General features: G+C 61.8%; 18 protein-coding genes. 5 read left to right on the top strand and 13 right to left on the bottom strand.

Annotated elements, in window-relative coordinates:
• Window positions 1-2: 2 nt before the first annotated feature.
• From YUO_RS0102550 to eno, 6 genes are all read right to left on the bottom strand, one after another.
• Window positions 3-1403 carry a pyruvate dehydrogenase complex E1 component subunit beta gene (locus YUO_RS0102550; protein WP_028345891.1) on the bottom strand — a complete coding sequence of 467 codons (1401 nt, stop codon included), beginning with the start codon at window positions 1401-1403 and terminating at the stop codon, window positions 3-5.
• Window positions 1404-1507: 104 nt separating this feature from the next.
• The gene (gene pdhA, locus YUO_RS0102545) at window positions 1508-2530 is read right to left on the bottom strand and encodes a pyruvate dehydrogenase (acetyl-transferring) E1 component subunit alpha (RefSeq protein WP_028345890.1); all 1023 of its coding nucleotides are present in this window, start codon (window positions 2528-2530) and stop codon (window positions 1508-1510) included.
• A gap of 216 nt (window positions 2531-2746) precedes the next feature.
• On the bottom strand, window positions 2747-3064 hold the full coding sequence (locus YUO_RS0102540; RefSeq protein WP_028345889.1) for an FtsB family cell division protein: 318 nt from the start codon (window positions 3062-3064) through the stop codon (window positions 2747-2749).
• Between the two features lie 180 nt (window positions 3065-3244).
• On the bottom strand, window positions 3245-3802 hold the full coding sequence (locus tag YUO_RS0102535) for an NADPH-dependent FMN reductase (RefSeq protein ID WP_028345888.1): 558 nt from the start codon (window positions 3800-3802) through the stop codon (window positions 3245-3247).
• Window positions 3803-3953: 151 nt separating this feature from the next.
• Window positions 3954-5090, bottom strand: coding sequence for a zinc-binding dehydrogenase (locus YUO_RS0102530; RefSeq protein ID WP_028345887.1), 1137 nt, complete (start codon window positions 5088-5090; stop codon window positions 3954-3956).
• Between the two features lie 46 nt (window positions 5091-5136).
• Entirely contained in the window at window positions 5137-6420 is a 1284-nt protein-coding gene (gene eno, locus YUO_RS0102525; RefSeq protein ID WP_028345886.1) for a phosphopyruvate hydratase, read from the bottom strand.
• A 176-nt stretch (window positions 6421-6596) separates the two neighbouring features.
• On the opposite strand from eno, the gene YUO_RS0102520 reads away from it, so the two are divergent.
• From YUO_RS0102520 to queF, 3 genes are read left to right on the top strand one after another with little or no spacing between them, the layout of a single operon-like run.
• Window positions 6597-7583, top strand: a complete 987-nt coding sequence (locus YUO_RS0102520) for a Vgb family protein (RefSeq protein WP_028345885.1) — start codon at window positions 6597-6599, stop codon at window positions 7581-7583.
• Window positions 7580-7954: a c-type cytochrome gene (locus YUO_RS0102515; RefSeq protein ID WP_028345884.1), complete on the top strand. Its 375-nt coding sequence runs from the start codon at window positions 7580-7582 to the stop codon at window positions 7952-7954. The genes YUO_RS0102520 and YUO_RS0102515 overlap by 4 nt, the downstream gene beginning before the upstream one ends.
• Before the next feature lie 55 nt (window positions 7955-8009).
• The gene (gene queF, locus YUO_RS0102510) at window positions 8010-8486 is read left to right on the top strand and encodes a preQ(1) synthase (protein ID WP_028345883.1); all 477 of its coding nucleotides are present in this window, start codon (window positions 8010-8012) and stop codon (window positions 8484-8486) included.
• A gap of 237 nt (window positions 8487-8723) precedes the next feature.
• Here queF and YUO_RS0102500 read toward each other — a convergent pair whose 3' ends face one another.
• The 7 genes from YUO_RS0102500 to secG form a co-directional block, all read right to left on the bottom strand.
• Entirely contained in the window at window positions 8724-9674 is a 951-nt protein-coding gene (locus YUO_RS0102500) for an ABC transporter substrate-binding protein (protein WP_028345881.1), read from the bottom strand.
• 143 nt (window positions 9675-9817) lie between these two features.
• Window positions 9818-11578: a cache domain-containing protein gene (locus tag YUO_RS0102495; RefSeq protein WP_028345880.1), complete on the bottom strand. Its 1761-nt coding sequence runs from the start codon at window positions 11576-11578 to the stop codon at window positions 9818-9820.
• 238 nt (window positions 11579-11816) lie between these two features.
• Entirely contained in the window at window positions 11817-12992 is a 1176-nt protein-coding gene (locus YUO_RS0102490; RefSeq protein ID WP_051379277.1) for an MFS transporter, read from the bottom strand.
• Between the two features lie 14 nt (window positions 12993-13006).
• Entirely contained in the window at window positions 13007-13858 is an 852-nt protein-coding gene (gene kdsA / locus YUO_RS0102485; RefSeq protein WP_028345878.1) for a 3-deoxy-8-phosphooctulonate synthase, read from the bottom strand.
• Between the two features lie 181 nt (window positions 13859-14039).
• Window positions 14040-14366 (bottom strand): NIPSNAP family protein, encoded by a 327-nt coding sequence (locus YUO_RS0102480; RefSeq protein ID WP_028345877.1) that lies wholly within the window; start codon window positions 14364-14366, stop codon window positions 14040-14042.
• Between the two features lie 190 nt (window positions 14367-14556).
• Entirely contained in the window at window positions 14557-16188 is a 1632-nt protein-coding gene (gene pyrG / locus YUO_RS0102475; protein ID WP_028345876.1) for a CTP synthase, read from the bottom strand.
• Window positions 16189-16355: 167 nt separating this feature from the next.
• On the bottom strand, window positions 16356-16730 hold the full coding sequence (gene secG, locus YUO_RS0102470; protein WP_028345875.1) for a preprotein translocase subunit SecG: 375 nt from the start codon (window positions 16728-16730) through the stop codon (window positions 16356-16358).
• A 226-nt stretch (window positions 16731-16956) separates the two neighbouring features.
• Here secG and YUO_RS0102465 point away from each other — a divergent pair, with 226 nt between their 5' ends.
• Both YUO_RS0102465 and YUO_RS0102460 read left to right on the top strand, forming a co-directional pair.
• Window positions 16957-17523 (top strand): helix-turn-helix domain-containing protein, encoded by a 567-nt coding sequence (locus YUO_RS0102465; protein ID WP_028345874.1) that lies wholly within the window; start codon window positions 16957-16959, stop codon window positions 17521-17523.
• A 5-nt stretch (window positions 17524-17528) separates the two neighbouring features.
• Window positions 17529-17882 (top strand): hypothetical protein, encoded by a 354-nt coding sequence (locus YUO_RS0102460; protein WP_035725778.1) that lies wholly within the window; start codon window positions 17529-17531, stop codon window positions 17880-17882.
• Window positions 17883-17884 lie beyond the last annotated feature (2 nt).

Raw genomic sequence — 17884 nt, 5'->3', positions numbered from 1 at the left:
GCTTACCGATAAGAAACGGCCTTGGCGGCTGCGACCACCTCGGCAACGGAAGGCAATGCGAGCTTTTCGAGGTTCGCGGCATAGGGCATCGGCACGTCCTTGCCGGATACGCGCGCGACCGGCGCATCGAGATAGTCGAAGGCTTGCTCCATGATGCGGGCGGCAATCTCGGCGCCGACGCCGGACTGCTGCCAGCCCTCTTCCACCGTCACCGCGCGGCCGGTCTTCTTTACCGAGTTGATGATCGTCTCGGTGTCCATCGGGCGCAGCGTGCGCAGGTCGATCACCTCGGCCTCGATGCCTTCCTTCGCGAGCTCGTCGGCGGCTTTCAGCGCGTAGGTCATGCCATTCGACCACGAGATCAGCGTTACGTCCTTGCCCGAGCGAACGATACGCGCCTTGCCAATCGGGATCACGTAGTCGTCGAGTTTTGGCACCTCGCCGGTGTGGCCGTACAAGACTTCGTTTTCGAGGAAGATGACGGGGTTGGGATCGCGGATCGCGGCCTTGAGCAGCCCCTTGTAGTCGGCCGCCGAGAACGGCGCGATCACCTTCAGCCCGGGAATTTGCGAGTACCAGGCCGAGTAGTCCTGACTGTGCTGGGCGGCGACGCGGGCGGCGGCACCGTTCGGGCCGCGGAATACAATCGAGCAGCCCATCTGCCCCCCCGACATGTACAGCGTCTTGGCCGCGGAGTTGATGATCTGGTCGATCGCCTGCATGGCAAAATTGAACGTCATGAATTCGACGACCGGCTTCAGCCCCGACATCGCAGCACCAACGCCGACGCCGGCAAAGCCATGCTCGGTGATCGGGGTATCGATCACGCGCCGCGCGCCGAATTCCTGCAAGAGCCCCTGGGTCACCTTATAGGCGCCCTGATATTCCGCGACCTCCTCGCCCATGATGAACACGTCGGGGTCGCGCCGCATCTCTTCCGCCATCGCATCGCGCAACGCCTCGCGAATGGTCTGCGTGATCATCTCGGTACCGGCGGGGACTTCCGGATCGGGCTCGGCGACCGCGGCCGGCGGCGCTGCTGGCCCCTTCTCGGCCTTGGGCTGCGGCGCTTCCGCTTTGGCTTCGGCGGGGGGCGCGGATTCCGCGGCCTTGGCCGCTTGCGCCGGCGCGCTCGCTTTGCCGAGATCGGCGGCGCTCTCGCCGTCGGCCAGAATGGTCGCGATCGGCGTGTTGACGGCGACGTCGGCGGTGCCTTCCGGGATCAATATCTTGCCGAGCGTGCCCTCATCGGTCGCCTCGACTTCCATCGTCGCCTTGTCGGTCTCGATCTCGGCGATGACATCGCCCGACTTGATCGGCTCGCCTTCCTTCTTCAGCCACTTCGCAAGATTGCCCTTCTCCATGGTGGGCGACAGCGCAGGCATCAGCACTTGAATGGGCATATCGGCTCCCGAAAATCACTCGTCAGTTGGTTCTGCGCTCGTTTGATCTGCAGGTCGCGAGAGCAGCAAACCAGGTCCCACGTTTTACGAACTATGCGGTTGAATTACCTGTAGACGTCGGTCCAGAGCTCGGACGGATCGGGCTCGGGATCGCGCTGGGCGAAATCGGCGGATGCGTTGACGATCTCGCGGACCTCGGCGTCGATCGCCTTCAGCTCCTGCTCGCTGACCTTGGCGGCCAGCAGGCGGTTGCGCACCTGCTCGATCGGGTCCTGGTCGGTGCGGATTTTTTCGACCTCTTCGCGGGTCCGGTATTTCGCCGGGTCGGACATCGAGTGGCCGCGGTAGCGATAGGTCTGCATTTCCAGGATGAACGGCCCCTTGCCGGCGCGGCACCAGGCGACCGCCTCGTCCCCGGCGGCCTTCACGGAGCGCACATCCATGCCGTCGACCTGCTGGCCCGGAATGTTGAAGGAGGCGCCGCGTTTGGAAAAATCGGTCAGGGCCGAGGAGCGCGTCACCGACGTGCCCATGGCGTAGCGGTTGTTCTCGATCACATAGATCACCGGGAGCTTCCACAGCTCCGCCATATTAAAGCTCTCATAGACCTGGCCCTGGTTGGATGCGCCGTCGCCGAAATAGGCGACGCTGACGAAATCATTGCCGCGATAGCGATTGGCGAAAGCAAGGCCGGTCCCGAGCGAAACCTGGGCGCCGACGATACCGTGGCCGCCGAAGAAATTCTTCTCCATGCTGAACATGTGCATGGAGCCGCCTTTGCCCTTGGAGTAGCCGCCGCGGCGGCCGGTGAGTTCGGCCATGACGCCGTTGGCGTCCATCCCGCAGGCCAGCATGTGGCCGTGGTCACGGTATCCGGTTATTACCTGATCGCCCTTCTTCAGAGCCATCTGCATTCCGACCACCACAGCTTCCTGGCCGATATAGAGATGGCAGAACCCGCCGATCGCACCCATGCCGTAGAGCTGGCCGGCCTTTTCCTCGAAGCGGCGGATCAAGAGCATGTCCCGCAGCGCGGCCAGTTCCTGCGCCTTGGTGAATTCCGGTGGGGACCCGTTTGCCTTCTCCTGCCCTGATTCTTTCGCGACGCTTTTCTTGGGTGCAGCCATGGCAATTCCGGGGGAAAGAGAGACGGATCAGCCCCTCTCTATCCCAACTCAAACCGCCGTGAAAGGATTGCGTGCGCTGGAGAAAATATTGCTATGCCGCAGTGCAATGTGGGCTGCGACATTTTCGAAATTGATTTCGCGATTTTTTGAAATTTGCGGACCGGTCACGCTGGCATCGTCCCCATGACGGCCGCGTTCGTAACACCGGTTTGAAAATCAGTTCGGCTTGATGGTCCGGACCAGATCGCGCGGATTGGCGTAGTCGAGCTGGAAGCGCGCGCGCTCATCCAGCATGTCGGGATCGACCCGGTCGGACCGCAGCAGCGATACCCGCTGCTCGCCCTCTGCCCGCTCCCGCTTCAGCCGCGCCAATTCCGAAGTCAGGGCAATGATTTCCTGATCGAGCTCCTGCCGCGCGTTCAAGCCGTATTTGCCGGTGTAAGCATTGACGCCGAAATAGCCGACCATCATCGCCGCCATCGTATAGAGGGCGAGCCCGGTCAGGATGGATTTCAATCGGGTGCGGGAGACCATGCCGTCAAGATGCGACGGTCCGGTTAATGGAATACTAAGGCCAGCGGCACGAATGTCGCAGCCGTCATTGCGACGAGCGGAAGCGACGAAGCAATCCACCTATCCGCTATGCTGCATATGGATTGCTTCCGCCTTCGCTAAAGCTACGGCGGACAAGTCGCTTCGCTCGCAATGACGTCCTTATCTGTTCTGCTTCTCGATGAATGCCGCAAACGCGTCGATGTATTGCTGCAGCACCTTCTGCACCGCTTCCTTCACGAGCTCGCCCTTCTCGTTAAAGGCGTCGCCGATGCCGTTGAGGTAGATTTCGGGCTGGCCGAGGATCGGGCCGGAAATGCCCGGCAGGATGTTCTGCAAATGCTTGGCGGCGCTGACGCCGCCGAGCGCGCCGGGCGAGTTGCTGACGATGCCGGTCGGCTTGCCGAGGAACGAGCTCTTGCCATAGGGGCGCGACCCGACATCGATCGCGTTCTTCAACACGCCCGGGATCGAGCGGTTATATTCGGGCGTCACGAACAGCACGCCGTTCGACTTCTGCAGCTTTTCGCGAAACGCCAGCCAGTCAGCCGGCGGTGCTTCTTCCAAATCCTGGTTGAAGAAGGAGATATCATGCAGCGTGGTCACATCGAGCTTGAGCGAAGCCGGCGCCAGCTTGGCGAGCGCATTGGCGACCTTGAGCGAAAAGCTCTCCTTGCGGAGAGAACCGACGATCGTGACGATGGTGTAATAGGTGGCCATTGAATTCCCCTTTTGAAGCGAAAGCGCCAGCGCTCCCTTACGCCAGATCACCAGAAAGATGCAAGTGCATCAACTTATCTTTACGGCTGCCTCGGCATGCAAAAACAGGCCGCCTGAAAGGCAGCCTGTTCGCGGCGATGGAAGCGCGCGCTCACCCCTTGTTCGGATTAATCAGGAATTTCTCGCCGGTGGAGCGCTTGTTGTAGATGGCGATGTTGGAAAGCTGCAGCGTCTCCTGCAGCGACACTACCTGCGTGTAGTGGCTGGCAAAGGTGGTCTTGAGCTCGGACGCGACACGCTGGCGCAGCCGGCCGATTTCGGCGGGGCCGATCTTCTGCAGGAACGGCGTCAACAGCCAGCCGCCGACGCCCCAGGTCAGGCCAAACGTACGGCTGAGCTCGGTCGGGCGATTGTCGAGGCTGCCATAGATATAGACCTGCTTGCACACGTTCGAGCCGTAGCGGCTGTATTCCTTCGCGGTCTTGTTGGCCGCGATTTCCATGCAGGTCAGAATCTGGCTTGCCAGCTTGCCGCCGCCGATCGCATCGAACGCAATGGTGGCGCCGGTTTCCACCAGCGCGTTGGTGAGATCGTCCATGAACGTGTCTGCGGTGGAATCGACGACATATTTGGCGCCGATCTTGTGCAGGATGTCGGCCTGCTCCTTGCTGCGCACGATATTGACGAGGCCGATGCCGTCCTTAATGCAGATCTTGTTGAGCATCTGCCCGAGATTGGAGGCAGCCGCGGTGTGCACCAGGGCCTTGTGGTTCTCGCGGCGCATCGTCTCGGTCATCCCGAGCGCGGTCAAGGGATTGACGAACCATGATGCGCCGTCGGCCGGCGTGGTGCCTGACGGCAGCTCCATGATGTCCCTGACCTTGATGGTGCGGTACTGCGTGTACATCGCGCCGCCGATCATCGAGACCGCCTTGCCCATCAGCGCTTTCGCGGCGTCCGAAGACCCGGTCCTGATCACCACGCCGGCACCTTCATTGCCGACGGGAAGCGACTGGTCGAGCCGTGCCGCCATCATCCGCATCGCGGCTTCCGGCATCTTCGCGGTGATAACAGGCGCGTCCGCGCTGCCGGATTCCTCGGCGGTCGACATGTCGGCCGGGCCGATCAAGAGCCCGAGATCGGAGGGATTGATCGGGGTCGCCTCGACACGGACCACGACTTCGTCGTCGGCCGGCTCGGGCGTCGGGACATCGACCAGCGACAATTCGAGTTCGCCGCTCTTCTTGAGCAGCGAACGCAGCTGAAGCCCGCTTTTTCCCTCACTCATCGCCATCCTCCCCCTTGTGTCCGTCCTATCTGGTTGCGCCGATGCGTTACGCCAAGGCCTTCAGCGCCGATTTGCCGGCATATTTTGCCTGCTTGCCGAGTTGCTGCTCGATACGCAGGAGCTGGTTATACTTGGCGGTGCGATCGGAGCGGGCCAGCGATCCGGTTTTGATCTGGCCGCAATTGGTAGCGACCGCGAGATCGGCGATGGTGGAATCTTCCGTCTCGCCGGAACGGTGCGACATCACGGAAGTGTAGCCGTATTTGTGCGCCAGCTCGACGGCGGCGAGCGTCTCCGTAAGTGTGCCGATCTGGTTGACCTTGATCAGGATCGAATTGGCGCGGCCGTTCTTGATGCCGTCGGCAAGGCGGGTGACATTGGTGACGAACAGGTCATCGCCGACGAGCTGGCACTTCTTGCCGATCAGGTCGGTCAATTCCTTCCAGCCTTCCATGTCGTCCTCGGACATGCCGTCCTCGATCGTGACGATCGGATAGCGCGAGACGAGATCGGCGAGATATTTTGCCTGCTCGGAACGCGAGCGGGTCTTGTTCTCGCCGCCGTAGACGTAATTGCCGTCCTTGAAGAACTCGGTGGCCGCGCAGTCGAGGCCGAGCATCACGTCGCTGCCTGCCTTGTAGCCGGCCTTGCCGATCGCGCTCACCACGAATTCGAGGGCTGCGTCCGCCGACGGCAGGTTCGGCGCAAAACCGCCCTCGTCGCCGACATTGGTGTTATGGCCGGCCTTCTTCAGTTCGCTACGCAGCGTGTGGAAGATTTCCGAACCGCAGCGCAGCGCCTCGGCGAAGCTCGCGGCGCCCACAGGAAGGATCATGAATTCCTGAAAGTCGATCGGGTTGTCGGCATGCACGCCGCCATTGATGATGTTCATCATCGGCACCGGCAGCGTCCGCGCCGAGGTGCCGCCGACATAACGATAGAGCGGCATGTCGAAGGATTCGGCCGCCGCCTTGGCGCAGGCCAGCGAGACGCCGAGGATGGCGTTGGCGCCAAGCCTGCTCTTGTTCGGCGTACCGTCGAGATCGATCATGATCTGGTCGATGTGGACTTGGTCCTCGACGGCCTGATCGCTCAGCGCCTCGAAGATCTCGCCGTTGACGGCTTCCACCGCCTTCTGCACGCCCTTGCCGAGATAGCGCTGCTTGTCGCCGTCCCGGAGTTCGACCGCCTCATGGGCGCCGGTGGACGCACCGGAAGGTACAGCCGCGCGGCCGATCGAGCCGTCTTCCAGCACTACGTCGACTTCGACGGTGGGATTGCCCCGGCTATCGAGAATTTCACGGCCAATGATGTCGACGATGGCGGTCATATCTGCACTTTCCTAAACTGGTGGGTGGCGATTTCGGGGGCGTCTTACACGGCGCGCAAGCAAATGTGAACGCTTTGGCTAAGGCCTTTTCCAGACCAAGGAGCTAGGTCAGGATAAACTCCTCCAAGGTTGATATCAGCGTCCAAACCTTCACATTGATAGACCGGGGTAACGCAATGAATCGCCGCCAGTTTCTTCGGAACTCCGCCGCCGGAATCCTTGCGGCCCCCGCCCTCTTGCGTCACGCGAATGCTCAGGAAGGCCCGTTCCGCGTCAAGTATTATCCGGTCAAGACAGGGATGGGCTCGCGCGACACGACGCCGGCCCCGGATGGCACGATCTGGTTCTGCGGCCAGCGCAACGGCACGCTCGGACGCCTCGACCCGCGTGACGGCTCCTACCAACTGGTCGATCTCGGCAAGCGCGCCGCGCCCCACGGCGTCGTCATCGGCCCCGACGGCGCGCCCTGGATCACCGAGGGCGGACAGAACGCGATCGCGCGCGTCGATCCCACGGATCATAAAGTGACGCTGTTCCGCCTGCCTGAAAAGGAGGCATACGCCAACCTCAACACAGGCGTGTTCGACAAAGGCGGCATCTATTGGTTCACCGGCCAGTCCGGCATCTATGGCCGGCTCGATCCGAAATCCGGCGACATGACCGTGTTCAAATCGCCGCGCGGCCGCGGCACCTACGGCATGACGGTCACGCCGAAGGGCGACGTCTGGTACGCCTCGCTCGCCGGCAATCACATCGCCAAAATCGATCCGGCAACCGGCAACGCGACCGTGGTCGAGCCGTCGACGCCGAACCAGGGCGCGCGGCGCGTGTGGTCGGATTCGAAGGGCCGGATCTGGGTCAGCGAGTGGAACAGCGGCAACGTATCGATGCACGATCCTGCTGACGGCTCCTGGAAGGCATGGAAGCTGCCGGGCAGCAATCCGCGCGCCTACGCGGTCTATGTCGACGACAAGGACAAGGTCTGGCTCACCGACTTCGGAGCGAATGCCATCGTGCGCTTCGATCCCGTGACGGCGAAGTTCAACGCATTTCCCAGCGATAAACCGGGCGCGAATGTGCGCCAGCTCGATGGCCGACCCGGCGAAACCTGGGGCGGTGAATCCGGCAATGACCGCCTGGTCGTGATACAGACGGTCGCGTGAAGTCCTTCGCCGTCCTGCTGCTCTTGTTGCTTTCCCTGCCCCTCCCCGCTCTCGCGGAGGAAGATGGCGCACGGGCCTTCATGCCCTGCCGCGCCTGCCACAGCCTCGATCCCGCCGAGCGCGGCCTGCCCGGCCCCAACCTGTCAGGACTGATCGGGCGCACCGTGGCGGGTGATCCCGAGTTCGATTACTCGCCGGCGCTGCGCAAGGCACGCGACGAGGGAATGGCCTGGGATGAAAAGCGCCTCGAGACTTTCCTCACCGATCCCGCCGCAATGTTTCCGGGATTGTGGATGTCGATCCGCGGGATCGAGGACGCCGGCGAACGGCAGGCGCTGGTGCGGTTTCTTGGCGACCCAGCCTCGCGCTAACGGTTGACGATTACCCCCGCAGCGTTCATGTCAGCCATCGCAAAGGACGATCACGATGGCCAAGAAATCACTGCAGAAATCATTGCCCCAATCATTGCAACTCGGTCGCGCCGTGGAATGGCCTGATAGCCCGGAAAAGGCGCAGCTCGACCGCGTGCCCAATCCGCAAGCCGGCACCAATTATCTGGTTCGCTTCACCGCCCCGGAATTCACCTCGATTTGCCCGGTGACCGGCCAGCCGGATTTCGCGCATCTCATGATCGACTATGTGCCGGGACAATGGCTGCTGGAATCCAAATCGCTAAAGCTCTATGTCGCGAGCTTTCGCAATCACGGCGCCTTCCACGAGGACTGCACGGTCATGATCGGCAAGCGGATCGCGGCCGAGATCAAGCCGAAATGGCTTCGCATCGGCGGCTACTGGTATCCGCGCGGCGGCATCCCGATCGACGTGTTCTGGCAGACGGGCAAACTGCCGAAGGACGTGTGGGTACCCGACCAGGGCGTTGCCCCGTACCGCGGACGAGGCTGAGGCGCTGATCAGAACGAATCCGCTTGGCAAGACGGCGATCTCGGTCGTTTTCAGGGAACGCTGCGACATGATCGCTGCGACTGCTGTGCTCGGCCACAACGAGCCGGCAGCTATCGAACCCAGCGTGATCGAATTTCTCAATGGCAGCACTGTGATGCGCTGGGCCGAGATCACGCTTGGCCTCTAATCCGACTGCGAGAACTCGTCGGCAGTTCGCAAAACGGCCGAAAGGATCTCTTACTCAATTACCTCATCAGCGCCGCTGACGAGTGAAGGCGAAAATTCTCGTCCAAGTAACTTGGCGGCCTTAACGTTAATGATGAACTCCACCTTGGTGACAAGCTGGACCGGAAGATCAGAGGGCTTCTCGCCTTTGAGGATGCGCCCGACATACATGCCCGCGCGCCGATGCGATTGCGCAAAGTCTCCCCCATAGCTCATCAAGCCGCCTGCGGCAGGGAAGTCTCGGGATTGGGTAATTGCGGGCACGCGATATTTCATCGCGAGCTCGGCCAGCCCTCTACTGCGAAATGCGAAATAGGGGTCCGAGGTAAAGACGAGCCCACTCGCTTCCTGAGCTGCGGTGGAGAAAATTGGCTCGAACTCCTTTTCAGTACTTGCGTTCAAGACCTGTAGATGCACTCCCAGGGTTTCGGCGGCCGAGCGTAGCTTCTGCAATTGTGAATTGGCGGTCGGACTTGTGGGGTTGGCGACCACCGCCAATTTAGCTGCGGTCGGCAGTAGTTCATGCATCAACTCAAGCCGTTTCGGCGACACGTCGACGCTCAGGCTCGAAACCCCCGTGATATTGCCCCCCGGCCGCCGCAAGCTGTCCACGACACCTAACTGAACGGGGTCGCCACCCATCTCAAAGACGATTGCATTGCTCGCGCCGGCGGCCTTCACGGCGAGCGCAACCTCCGCGCCGCCGGGCGCGACGACGACGTCGACATTGCGGGCGACCAAGTTGGCAGCCAAGGCAGGCAATTGTGTGTATCGCCCTTCGGCCCACTGATAGAGAATGGCAACATTACGGCCTTCGACAAACCCGGCTTCGCCAAGTCCTTGGTGAAAAGCTTTGAGTCGACTGGCAAATAGCTCCGGAGACTCCGCGCAAAGATAGCCGATGACCGGCATCGCCAGTTTTTGCGCGTGAAGCGAGGTTGTCCAAGTGGCAGCGCCCGCCATCAACGAGAGAAAGTCTCGCCGACTGACGCATCTGCGCCGCGCTATTGCATTGAAGTTGGCACTCTTCATACCTTCACCCAATGAGCAGCCCGTCGGCCGCCTGTCCCAGCATATCCCGCGACGCTGACTAGTCGCGAGCGGATTTAGCCAGGCCGCCGCAGTTTGCCGTCAGCTATGGGCGTATCGAAGGAAATTCCGAATACCGGAATAGCTTCGTCAAATCCCTTGATTTGGCGGTCCCCAAGTTCGACCAGGAAGCGCTTGCCCCTAACGCATTCGGCGACTTCGGAGTCTATCAGGATTTCCCGATCTGCGGCAGATGCGCATAGGCGGGCCGCTAGATTCACCACGCTGCCGATGGCGGTGTAATCGAACCGGCTAGCGTACCCGATCCGTCCAACCGTTGCTGCCCCACTGGCAAGACCAATCCCGAACCCAACCTGGTAGCCTCGCGATCGCCAGCCGGCGATGAGTCGTTGCACACTCTTCTGCATCTCAACGGCCAGATCGACAGCTCTTAGTGCCGGTTCTTCAACGGGCACGGGAGCGTTCACGAGAACCATAAGGCCGTCTCCCGAGAAACTGATGAGTGTCGCCTCAAATTGCGTAATAGCTTTGCCAAGCACCTCATAGTACTCCGACAGCACGTTCATGACTTCCTCGGGTGCAAGTGCTGCGGAAAATGCGGTGAAGCCTCGCAAGTCGCAAAATATAACGACGACTTCTGCGCGGCGCCCGTCCAATACACTGTCGTCGCCCGCTCGATCGACGAGGTCGGCCACTTGCGGTGCGAGGAATCGCTTGAGTTTCGCTATGCGCTCCTGGTGCTCCTGCCCCAGCGCCAACTCGGCAGCCATCTTGTTAAAGCTGTTTGCAAGGCGCTGAAACTCGTCGCCGGTCTCGATGGAAATGCGGTGGTCGAAAGACCCAGCCCCGATCCTCTCAGTCCCTTCCTCAAGAACCCTTATTGGTTCGGTCATCCGGTGCGCCAGTGCGTAGGCAAGCAACGCGGCGAGAATTGTGCCCCCCGCGAGGAGCGCCACGGTTCGCCACAAGACTGCATAGATCGGTGCGTAGGCTTCAGCTAGCGGCTGTTCGACGACTACAGTCCAATCGGGACCCGCAACGGGAGCCGCGACGGCGGCAACCTCATGGCCGTGGACATCTCGGCTTGTCGCGAAGCCGCTCCCCGCGGGCCCGATTGCGTCGCGTATGGCGCGGAACGGCTTGGAGGTTGCTTCTTCTGCTCCACGGAGGACGAGACTGATGTCGGGATGAGCAATGAGCCGACCCGGTCGGTCCAAAACGAACGCGAAGCCGGTCTTTCCCACCTTTATCGCTGAAATCACATCCCAAATCAGCTTGAGATTGACTTCCGCGATAACTACTCCGACCGATGGTCGATTACCAACGACCGCAACCGTCAGGCGTGGTTCGGAGCCTCGATGGTAGCTTACGTCGCTAAACCAGACTTGCCCCGAGCGGGCGCCAATTACCGCGGGATCAGCAGATCGATCTGTGCGGCTTTCAATTCGATTGAGCCCGATCCGTGAAACATAGAGGCGCTCTAGGCCCCTGTTGTCGAGGAGTGCGAGACTAACAATCGCAGGCGCCTGCCGAAACAAGCGTAGCGCCTCGGTCCGCCGTCGCTCGTCGGGCTCGTCGCTCCAGGGAACCTGCACTAACCAACCGAGCTGGTTTGTGATGCCGTAAATGAAGTCGTGGATTTCGGCCGCGGCAGACGTTGCTTGAACGCCAAGCAACTGATCAAGCCTCGCTCGCTGGTCGCGATAGCCGAACCAAGCTTCGACAATACCGTTAATCGCGAGCGGAATCGCGACGGCCATAAACAGCACGAGCAAGTACTTCTGGAAAAGGCCGCGAAAACGTTCTCGGACAATCATCGCTGGTACCAATACAAAAGAAGTCAAAAACTGCATTGCTTCGGCGGTCCACCGGCAATCTTTATCACAGACTCCCAAGCATACAGCCGCTCCGAAAGATATGGCGGCAAGCGAGTCCCGATTTCTTACATTTTAAGGTCGAAATCCCGGACTGCGTCGACATCCGGACCGGTTACGACAAGGCAATGTCACGGCGGTCTATCTTATCGACCGCATCATCGGCTTGTTTATACCCGGGCTACTTCGCCGCCGCATCCGCCGGCGGCGTCTGGCGCAGCAGCTTCGCGCAGATAAGGCCGAGCGCGATCATCACGGCCGCCGCGGTGAGCAAGGTCGGGACCTTGCCGGCATGCTGGATGCCGAAGCCATAGGCGATCGGGCCGACGGTCTGCCCCATGAAGAAAAAGAACGCGTGCAACGACAGTGCTGTCGCGCGCGCCTCCGCCGACAATTCGCTGGCAAATACCTGCAGACTGCCGTGGATCATGTAGAAACCCCAGCCCATGAAGATCAGGCTGAACAACTGCAACTTCCATTCCGGTCCCATCGCGACCGCGATGAGTTGGACGCCGACCAGCGCGCCTCCTCCGATCATCATCCCGTTGACACCGATCTTCGGCAGAAGCCGCGATACGGTCATGGTGTAGAAGAGGCCACCGACCGCAAAGCCCGCGATGACGACACCCGCGATCGACAGCGAGGTTTGTCCGAGGTCGAACAAGAAAGAGGCAATGAACGGAAACAGGCCGAGCACGCAGCAGCCTTCGATGAAGACGGCCGCGTAGCAGATGCGCGCGTTCGGGTTGGTGAAAATCGTACGATAGCCCTGTTTGAGGGCTGCCAGGCTGGTCCGGGGCGGATGTGTCAGCGCCGCGCCGCGGAAGCCGACCGCAACCACGATCGAGGCCAGCACGACGATCCCACCGAGCACAGCCAGCACGCCACGCCAGCCGAGGAAATCGCCGATCAGGCCGGACACCGTAGCGCCCAGAAGATTGCCGGTCATGGCGCCAGCCAGCGTACGCCCGATCGCGACCTGACGCTTCTCGGCACCAACGAGATCGCTGGTCAGCCCCAGCGCGATCGGAAACACGCCGCCCGAACCGATGCCGGCCAGAATTCGGCTCGCAAACAATAGCGGGAACGAGGTCGCCATCGCGCCGAGAATGTTGGCGAAGCCGAGCAACGCCAGGCAGACGATCATCAACCTCGCCTTGCCGAACATGTCGGCAAAGGCGCCGAGCACCGGTTGAATAATGGCAAAGGTGAAGGCGAAGGCGGCGGCGAAACTCGCGGCTGTGGCGATGCTGACCGAAAAATCCTCGGCCACATGCGGCAACACCGGATCGAGCGCGCGGGCAGACAGGGCTGCCGAAAACGTCGCGAGCGCAATGATGTTGAGCGCCGGCGGCATGCCGCTGGCGGCGGTCACGACGAGGCGTTCTTGGCCAGCGCGTCAAAACCCATCAGAGTCTTCACCAAGGCTTCGAACTCGCGTAGCGGAATCATATTGGGTCCATCTGACGGCGCGCGGTCCGGATCAGGATGGGTCTCGATGAACACGCCGGCGACGCCGACGGCGACCGCGGCGCGCGCCAGCACCGGAACGAATTCGCGCTGGCCGCCCGATGAGGTGCCCTTCCCGCCCGGCTGCTGCACCGAATGGGTGGCGTCGAAAATGACGGGCGCACCTGTCGTCTGCGCCATGATCGGCAACGCACGCATGTCCGATACCAGCGTGTTGTAGCCGAACGAAGCGCCGCGTTCGGTAACCAGCACGTTCGGATTACCGCCGCCGGTGATCTTGCCGACGACGTTCGCCATGTCCCACGGCGCGAGAAACTGACCTTTCTTGACGTTGACGATCTTCCCGGTCGCGGCCGCCGCAAGCAGCAGATCGGTCTGCCGGCACAGGAAGGCCGGGATCTGCAGCACATCGACTGCCTGTGCCGCCTCGGCGCATTGGGCGGTCTCGTGCACGTCGGTCAGCACGGGCAAACCGAGCGAGGAGCGTATCTCGGCGAAGATCGGCAAGGCCTGCGCCAAGCCAATTCCGCGCGCGGCGGAGCCCGACGTTCGATTGGCCTTGTCGAAGGAGGTCTTGTAGACGAGGCCTACGCCGAGCCGGCCTGCGATCTCCTTCAGCGCAGTCGCCACTTCGAGGGCGTGCGCACGGCTTTCGAGCTGGCATGGTCCGGCAATGATCGAAATCGGCAGATCATTGCCGAATTTGACCGGACCGACCGAGACGACCGGGGCTGCTTCGGGTTTCGCGTTCAAGGGATTTTCCTTTACGTCCGGCGCGGACCATGCCGGTCCGCGACACGCGCGCATTCTGCAAAAGTGGACACCGGTTTTGCGGCCAGAATACCCGCAATTCAAAAGGCCGAGCATTTTCTTGACAGAAAATGCTCAGGGATCAACCCCGTTTAACCCCTGAATATCAGGGTTGCGCCGCGAGCTATTTTACCGCGGAGAACGCCGTCGGCACCAGCAACTGGCTGACGATGTTGTCGATGATCTGGCCGTCTTCTTCACTCTTGGCGCGGCCGGCGATCCAATCCGGATCGCTCTGAAACGCGGTCCATTTCTTCTCGCGCTCGGCAAGCGAGTCCCAGGCGATGAAGTAGGTCAGTTCCTGATTGGAGGTGCCGATCAGCGTGGTGTAGAAGCCGGCCTGCTTGATGCCGTGCTTGTCCCACAGCTTCAGCGTCAGCGTATCAAAACGCTTCATCAGCGCCGGCAGGCGGCCGGGCAGACAGCGATAGACGCGCATTTCCATGATCATCGGCTTTGCTCCCAAGGTTATTGTTCTTGCAGGTAACGGGAGCGGTTTGTCGCAACAATTGACGCGTTCGTCAAAGGCGGAGCCGTAGGGTTGGCAAAGGCGCACAGCGCCGTGCCCACCATTGCGTCCAGAGATGTGCCGTAAGATGGTGGGCACGCTCCGCTTTTGCCCACCCTACAATTCCGTAGCTCTACACCAATCGGCTCTGCACCACCGCCGCCTGAATGAACGACGCAAACAGCGGATGCGGCTCAAACGGCCGTGATTTCAGCTCGGGGTGGAATTGCACGCCGATGAACCAGGGATGGTCCTCGTATTCGACGATCTCCGGCAGCACGCCGTCGGGCGAAAGGCCCGAGAAGCGCAGGCCGTGCTGTTCGAGGCGGTCTTTGTACGCGGTGTTTACCTCGTAGCGGTGGCGGTGACGTTCGGAAATCTCGGTGGCGCCGCCATAAACGGCCGAGACGCGGCTGCCGCGCTTCAGCGTTGCGGGGTAAGCGCCGAGCCGCATGGTGCCGCCGAGGTCGCCGGACTGCGAGCGCTTCTCCAACTCGTTGCCGCGCAGCCATTCCGTCATCAGGCCGACCAGCGGCTCCTTGGTCGGGCCGAACTCGGTGGAGTTGGCTTCCTCGATGCCGACGAGATTGCGCGCGGCCTCGATCACCGCCATCTGCATGCCGAAACAGATGCCGAAATACGGCACGTCGCGCTCGCGCGCGAACTGCGCGGCGCGGATCTTGCCCTCGGCGCCGCGCTGGCCAAAGCCGCCGGGCACCAGAATGCCGTTGACGTGTTCGAGAAACGGCGTCGGGTCCTCGTTCTCGAACACCTCGCTCTCGATCCAGTCGAGATTGACTTTCACCTTGTTGGCGATGCCGCCATGGGAGAGCGCCTCGGTCAGCGATTTATAGGCGTCCTTCATCCCGGTATACTTGCCGACAATGGCAATCGTCACGGCGCCTTCCGGATTACGCACGCGCTCGTTGATGACGTTCCAGCTTTGCAGCGCCGGCGGAATCTTTGGCGCGATGCCGAACGCGGCCAGCACCTCGTCGTCGAGGCCGGCAGCGTGATAGGCTTCAGGGACGGCGTAGATGTTGTCGACGTCCCTCGCCTCGATGACGGCGCTTTCGCGCACGTTACAGAACAGGCCGAGCTTGCGCCGCTCTTCCTTCGGGATTTCGCGGTCGGTACGGCACAACAGGATATCGGGCTGAATGCCGATCGAACGCAGCTCCTTCACGGAGTGCTGCGTCGGCTTTGTCTTCAACTCGCCGGCACTCGGAATGTAGGGTAGCAGCGTCAAATGAATGTAGACCGCGTGATCGCGCGGCAGCTCGTTCTTGAGCTGACGGATCGCCTCGAAGAACGGCAAGCCCTCGATGTCGCCGACGGTGCCGCCGATCTCGACCAGCACGAAGTCGTACTCGTCATTGCCGGAGACAACGAATTCCTTGATCGCGTTGGTGACGTGCGGGACGACCTGGATGGTCGCGCCGAGATAATCGCCGCGGCGTTCCTTGGTGATGATGTCCTGGTAGATGCGCCCGGTGGTGATGTTGTCGGCCTTGGTGGCCGGACGCCCGGTGAAGCGCTCGTAATGGCCGAGATCGAGATCGGTCTCGGCGCCGTCATCGGTTACGAACACTTCGCCGTGCTGATACGGCGACATCGTTCCGGGATCGAGGTTGAGATAGGGGTCGAGTTTGCGGAGACGGACCTTGTACCCGCGAGCCTGCAGCAGGGCACCGAGTGCCGCCGAAGCCAGACCCTTTCCGAGCGAAGAAACCACGCCGCCGGTGATGAATATGTACCGCGCCATGGGATTCTACCTTTAAGGCCACTGCCCCGATTCTCCAAAACGAATCGCATGCACGGGCAAACATTTTGCCGGGCTGTGGGTGACGTGAATTCTAAAACGATTTCAGAGCATTAATGGGAAGTTCTGCTGCAGGACGGTAGAGGGCCGCCCTGCATGGCCACCCTGCTTTATTGCGAACGCGGTGCCTGCGGGCCCGACTGCTGCTCATCCACCTTCTTAAGCGTGTCGAGCACGCCGCCGGAGGTCGGCGGAGCGACCGGCGTTGCGCCACCCGGCTGGGACTGCGTCGTCGGCGCGGGGCCGAGGATCGATGCGGGCTTGCGATCGACGCCCGCGAGCCAGGCCAGCGCCATGCTGGTCACGAAGAAAAGCCCTGCCAGAACGGCGGTCGTCCGCGTCAGGAGATTGGCGGTGCCACGGCTCGACATGAAGCCGGCGCCGCCGCCCATGCCAAGGCCGCCGCCTTCGGATTTCTGCAGCAGCACGGCGCCGATCAGCACGGCGACGATCATGAGGTGAACGACGATAATGACGGTCTGCATATCAAAACCTTCCGTCACAAGCGAAGAGCGCCGGGCTTCGGCTGCACCAAGAGCTTGCGGGTTTTCCTGAAGTTGCGCGGTGTTACACGATCGGACGGGGCATTGTCACCCCCAACCGCCGCCGTGGAGATAATTGCCGCAGGCGCCACAGCAAGGCTGCCCACACATCCCGCCCGAGTTCGCATCCAGGACTTGAGGTCGCACCAATTTCTCTTATAATAGACAAATGGATACTTTAGTAGACGCTCTCAGCACCCGGCTCGCCCACCGCCTGCGGCTCGAACGCGACAGCCGCGGCTGGTCGCTGGCCGACCTCGCCGAACGCTCCGGCGTATCAAAAGCCACCATCAGCAAGATCGAGCGCGCCGAAGTCAGCCCGACCGCGGTGGTGCTGGTTCGGCTCGCCAGCGCCTTCGACCTCACCCTTGCCGGGCTGATGCTGCGCGCTGAAGGCAAGGGCGGGCGTCTTTCGCGCGCCGCCGAGCAGCCGGTGTGGCGCGATCCCGAGACCGGCTATTTGCGCCGGCAGGTGTTCAACCGGCCCGATCACCCCATCGAGGTCGTCAAGGTCGAGATGCCGGCGAAGCAGCGCGTGACGTTGCCCGCCTCGTCCTATGCCCACATCCGCCAGGTCCTCTGGGTGCTGTCGGGCGCGCTCGTGCTCATCGATGGCGGCGAACGCCACGAACTTGGGCCCGGCGACTGCCTCGGCTTCGGTCCGCCGGCGGAAGTGACGTTTGCCAACGAGACCACTGCGCCCTGCACTTACGTCGTTGCCCTTGCCCGGAGCTGACGCCGATGCTGGAGATCGCCTGCAAGAACGCCGCGACCCAGCCCGAAAACACGGACGACCCGATTCCCGCCGGCCACAATGGCGGGCCGCCGCTCGAGGATGAGCATCGGCCTGAATGGGGCAGCGGCGGCATCGGCAATTACTTCTACTGGAAGGCGGCGCATCGCGCGGCCTGGCACAATCCCTCGCCCGGCATCGTCGCGTTTCGCATCCGAAAAGCTGAGCGGCTGGGCCTCACCTACGAAGAATACACGCTGGAGATTCTCGAACGCGGGCGACACCTGCAGGTCGAGGATGTCGAGCGGATTGCAGAGATCAAGCGGGCGCGCTCGCGGCACGCCATCAATCCTAGAAGCTAACC

The sequence above is a fragment of the Bradyrhizobium murdochi genome (genome assembly GCF_000472965.1).
Classification (GTDB): Bacteria; Pseudomonadota; Alphaproteobacteria; order Rhizobiales; family Xanthobacteraceae; genus Bradyrhizobium; species Bradyrhizobium murdochi.
This window is presented reverse-complemented; position numbering and strand designations above follow the sequence as displayed.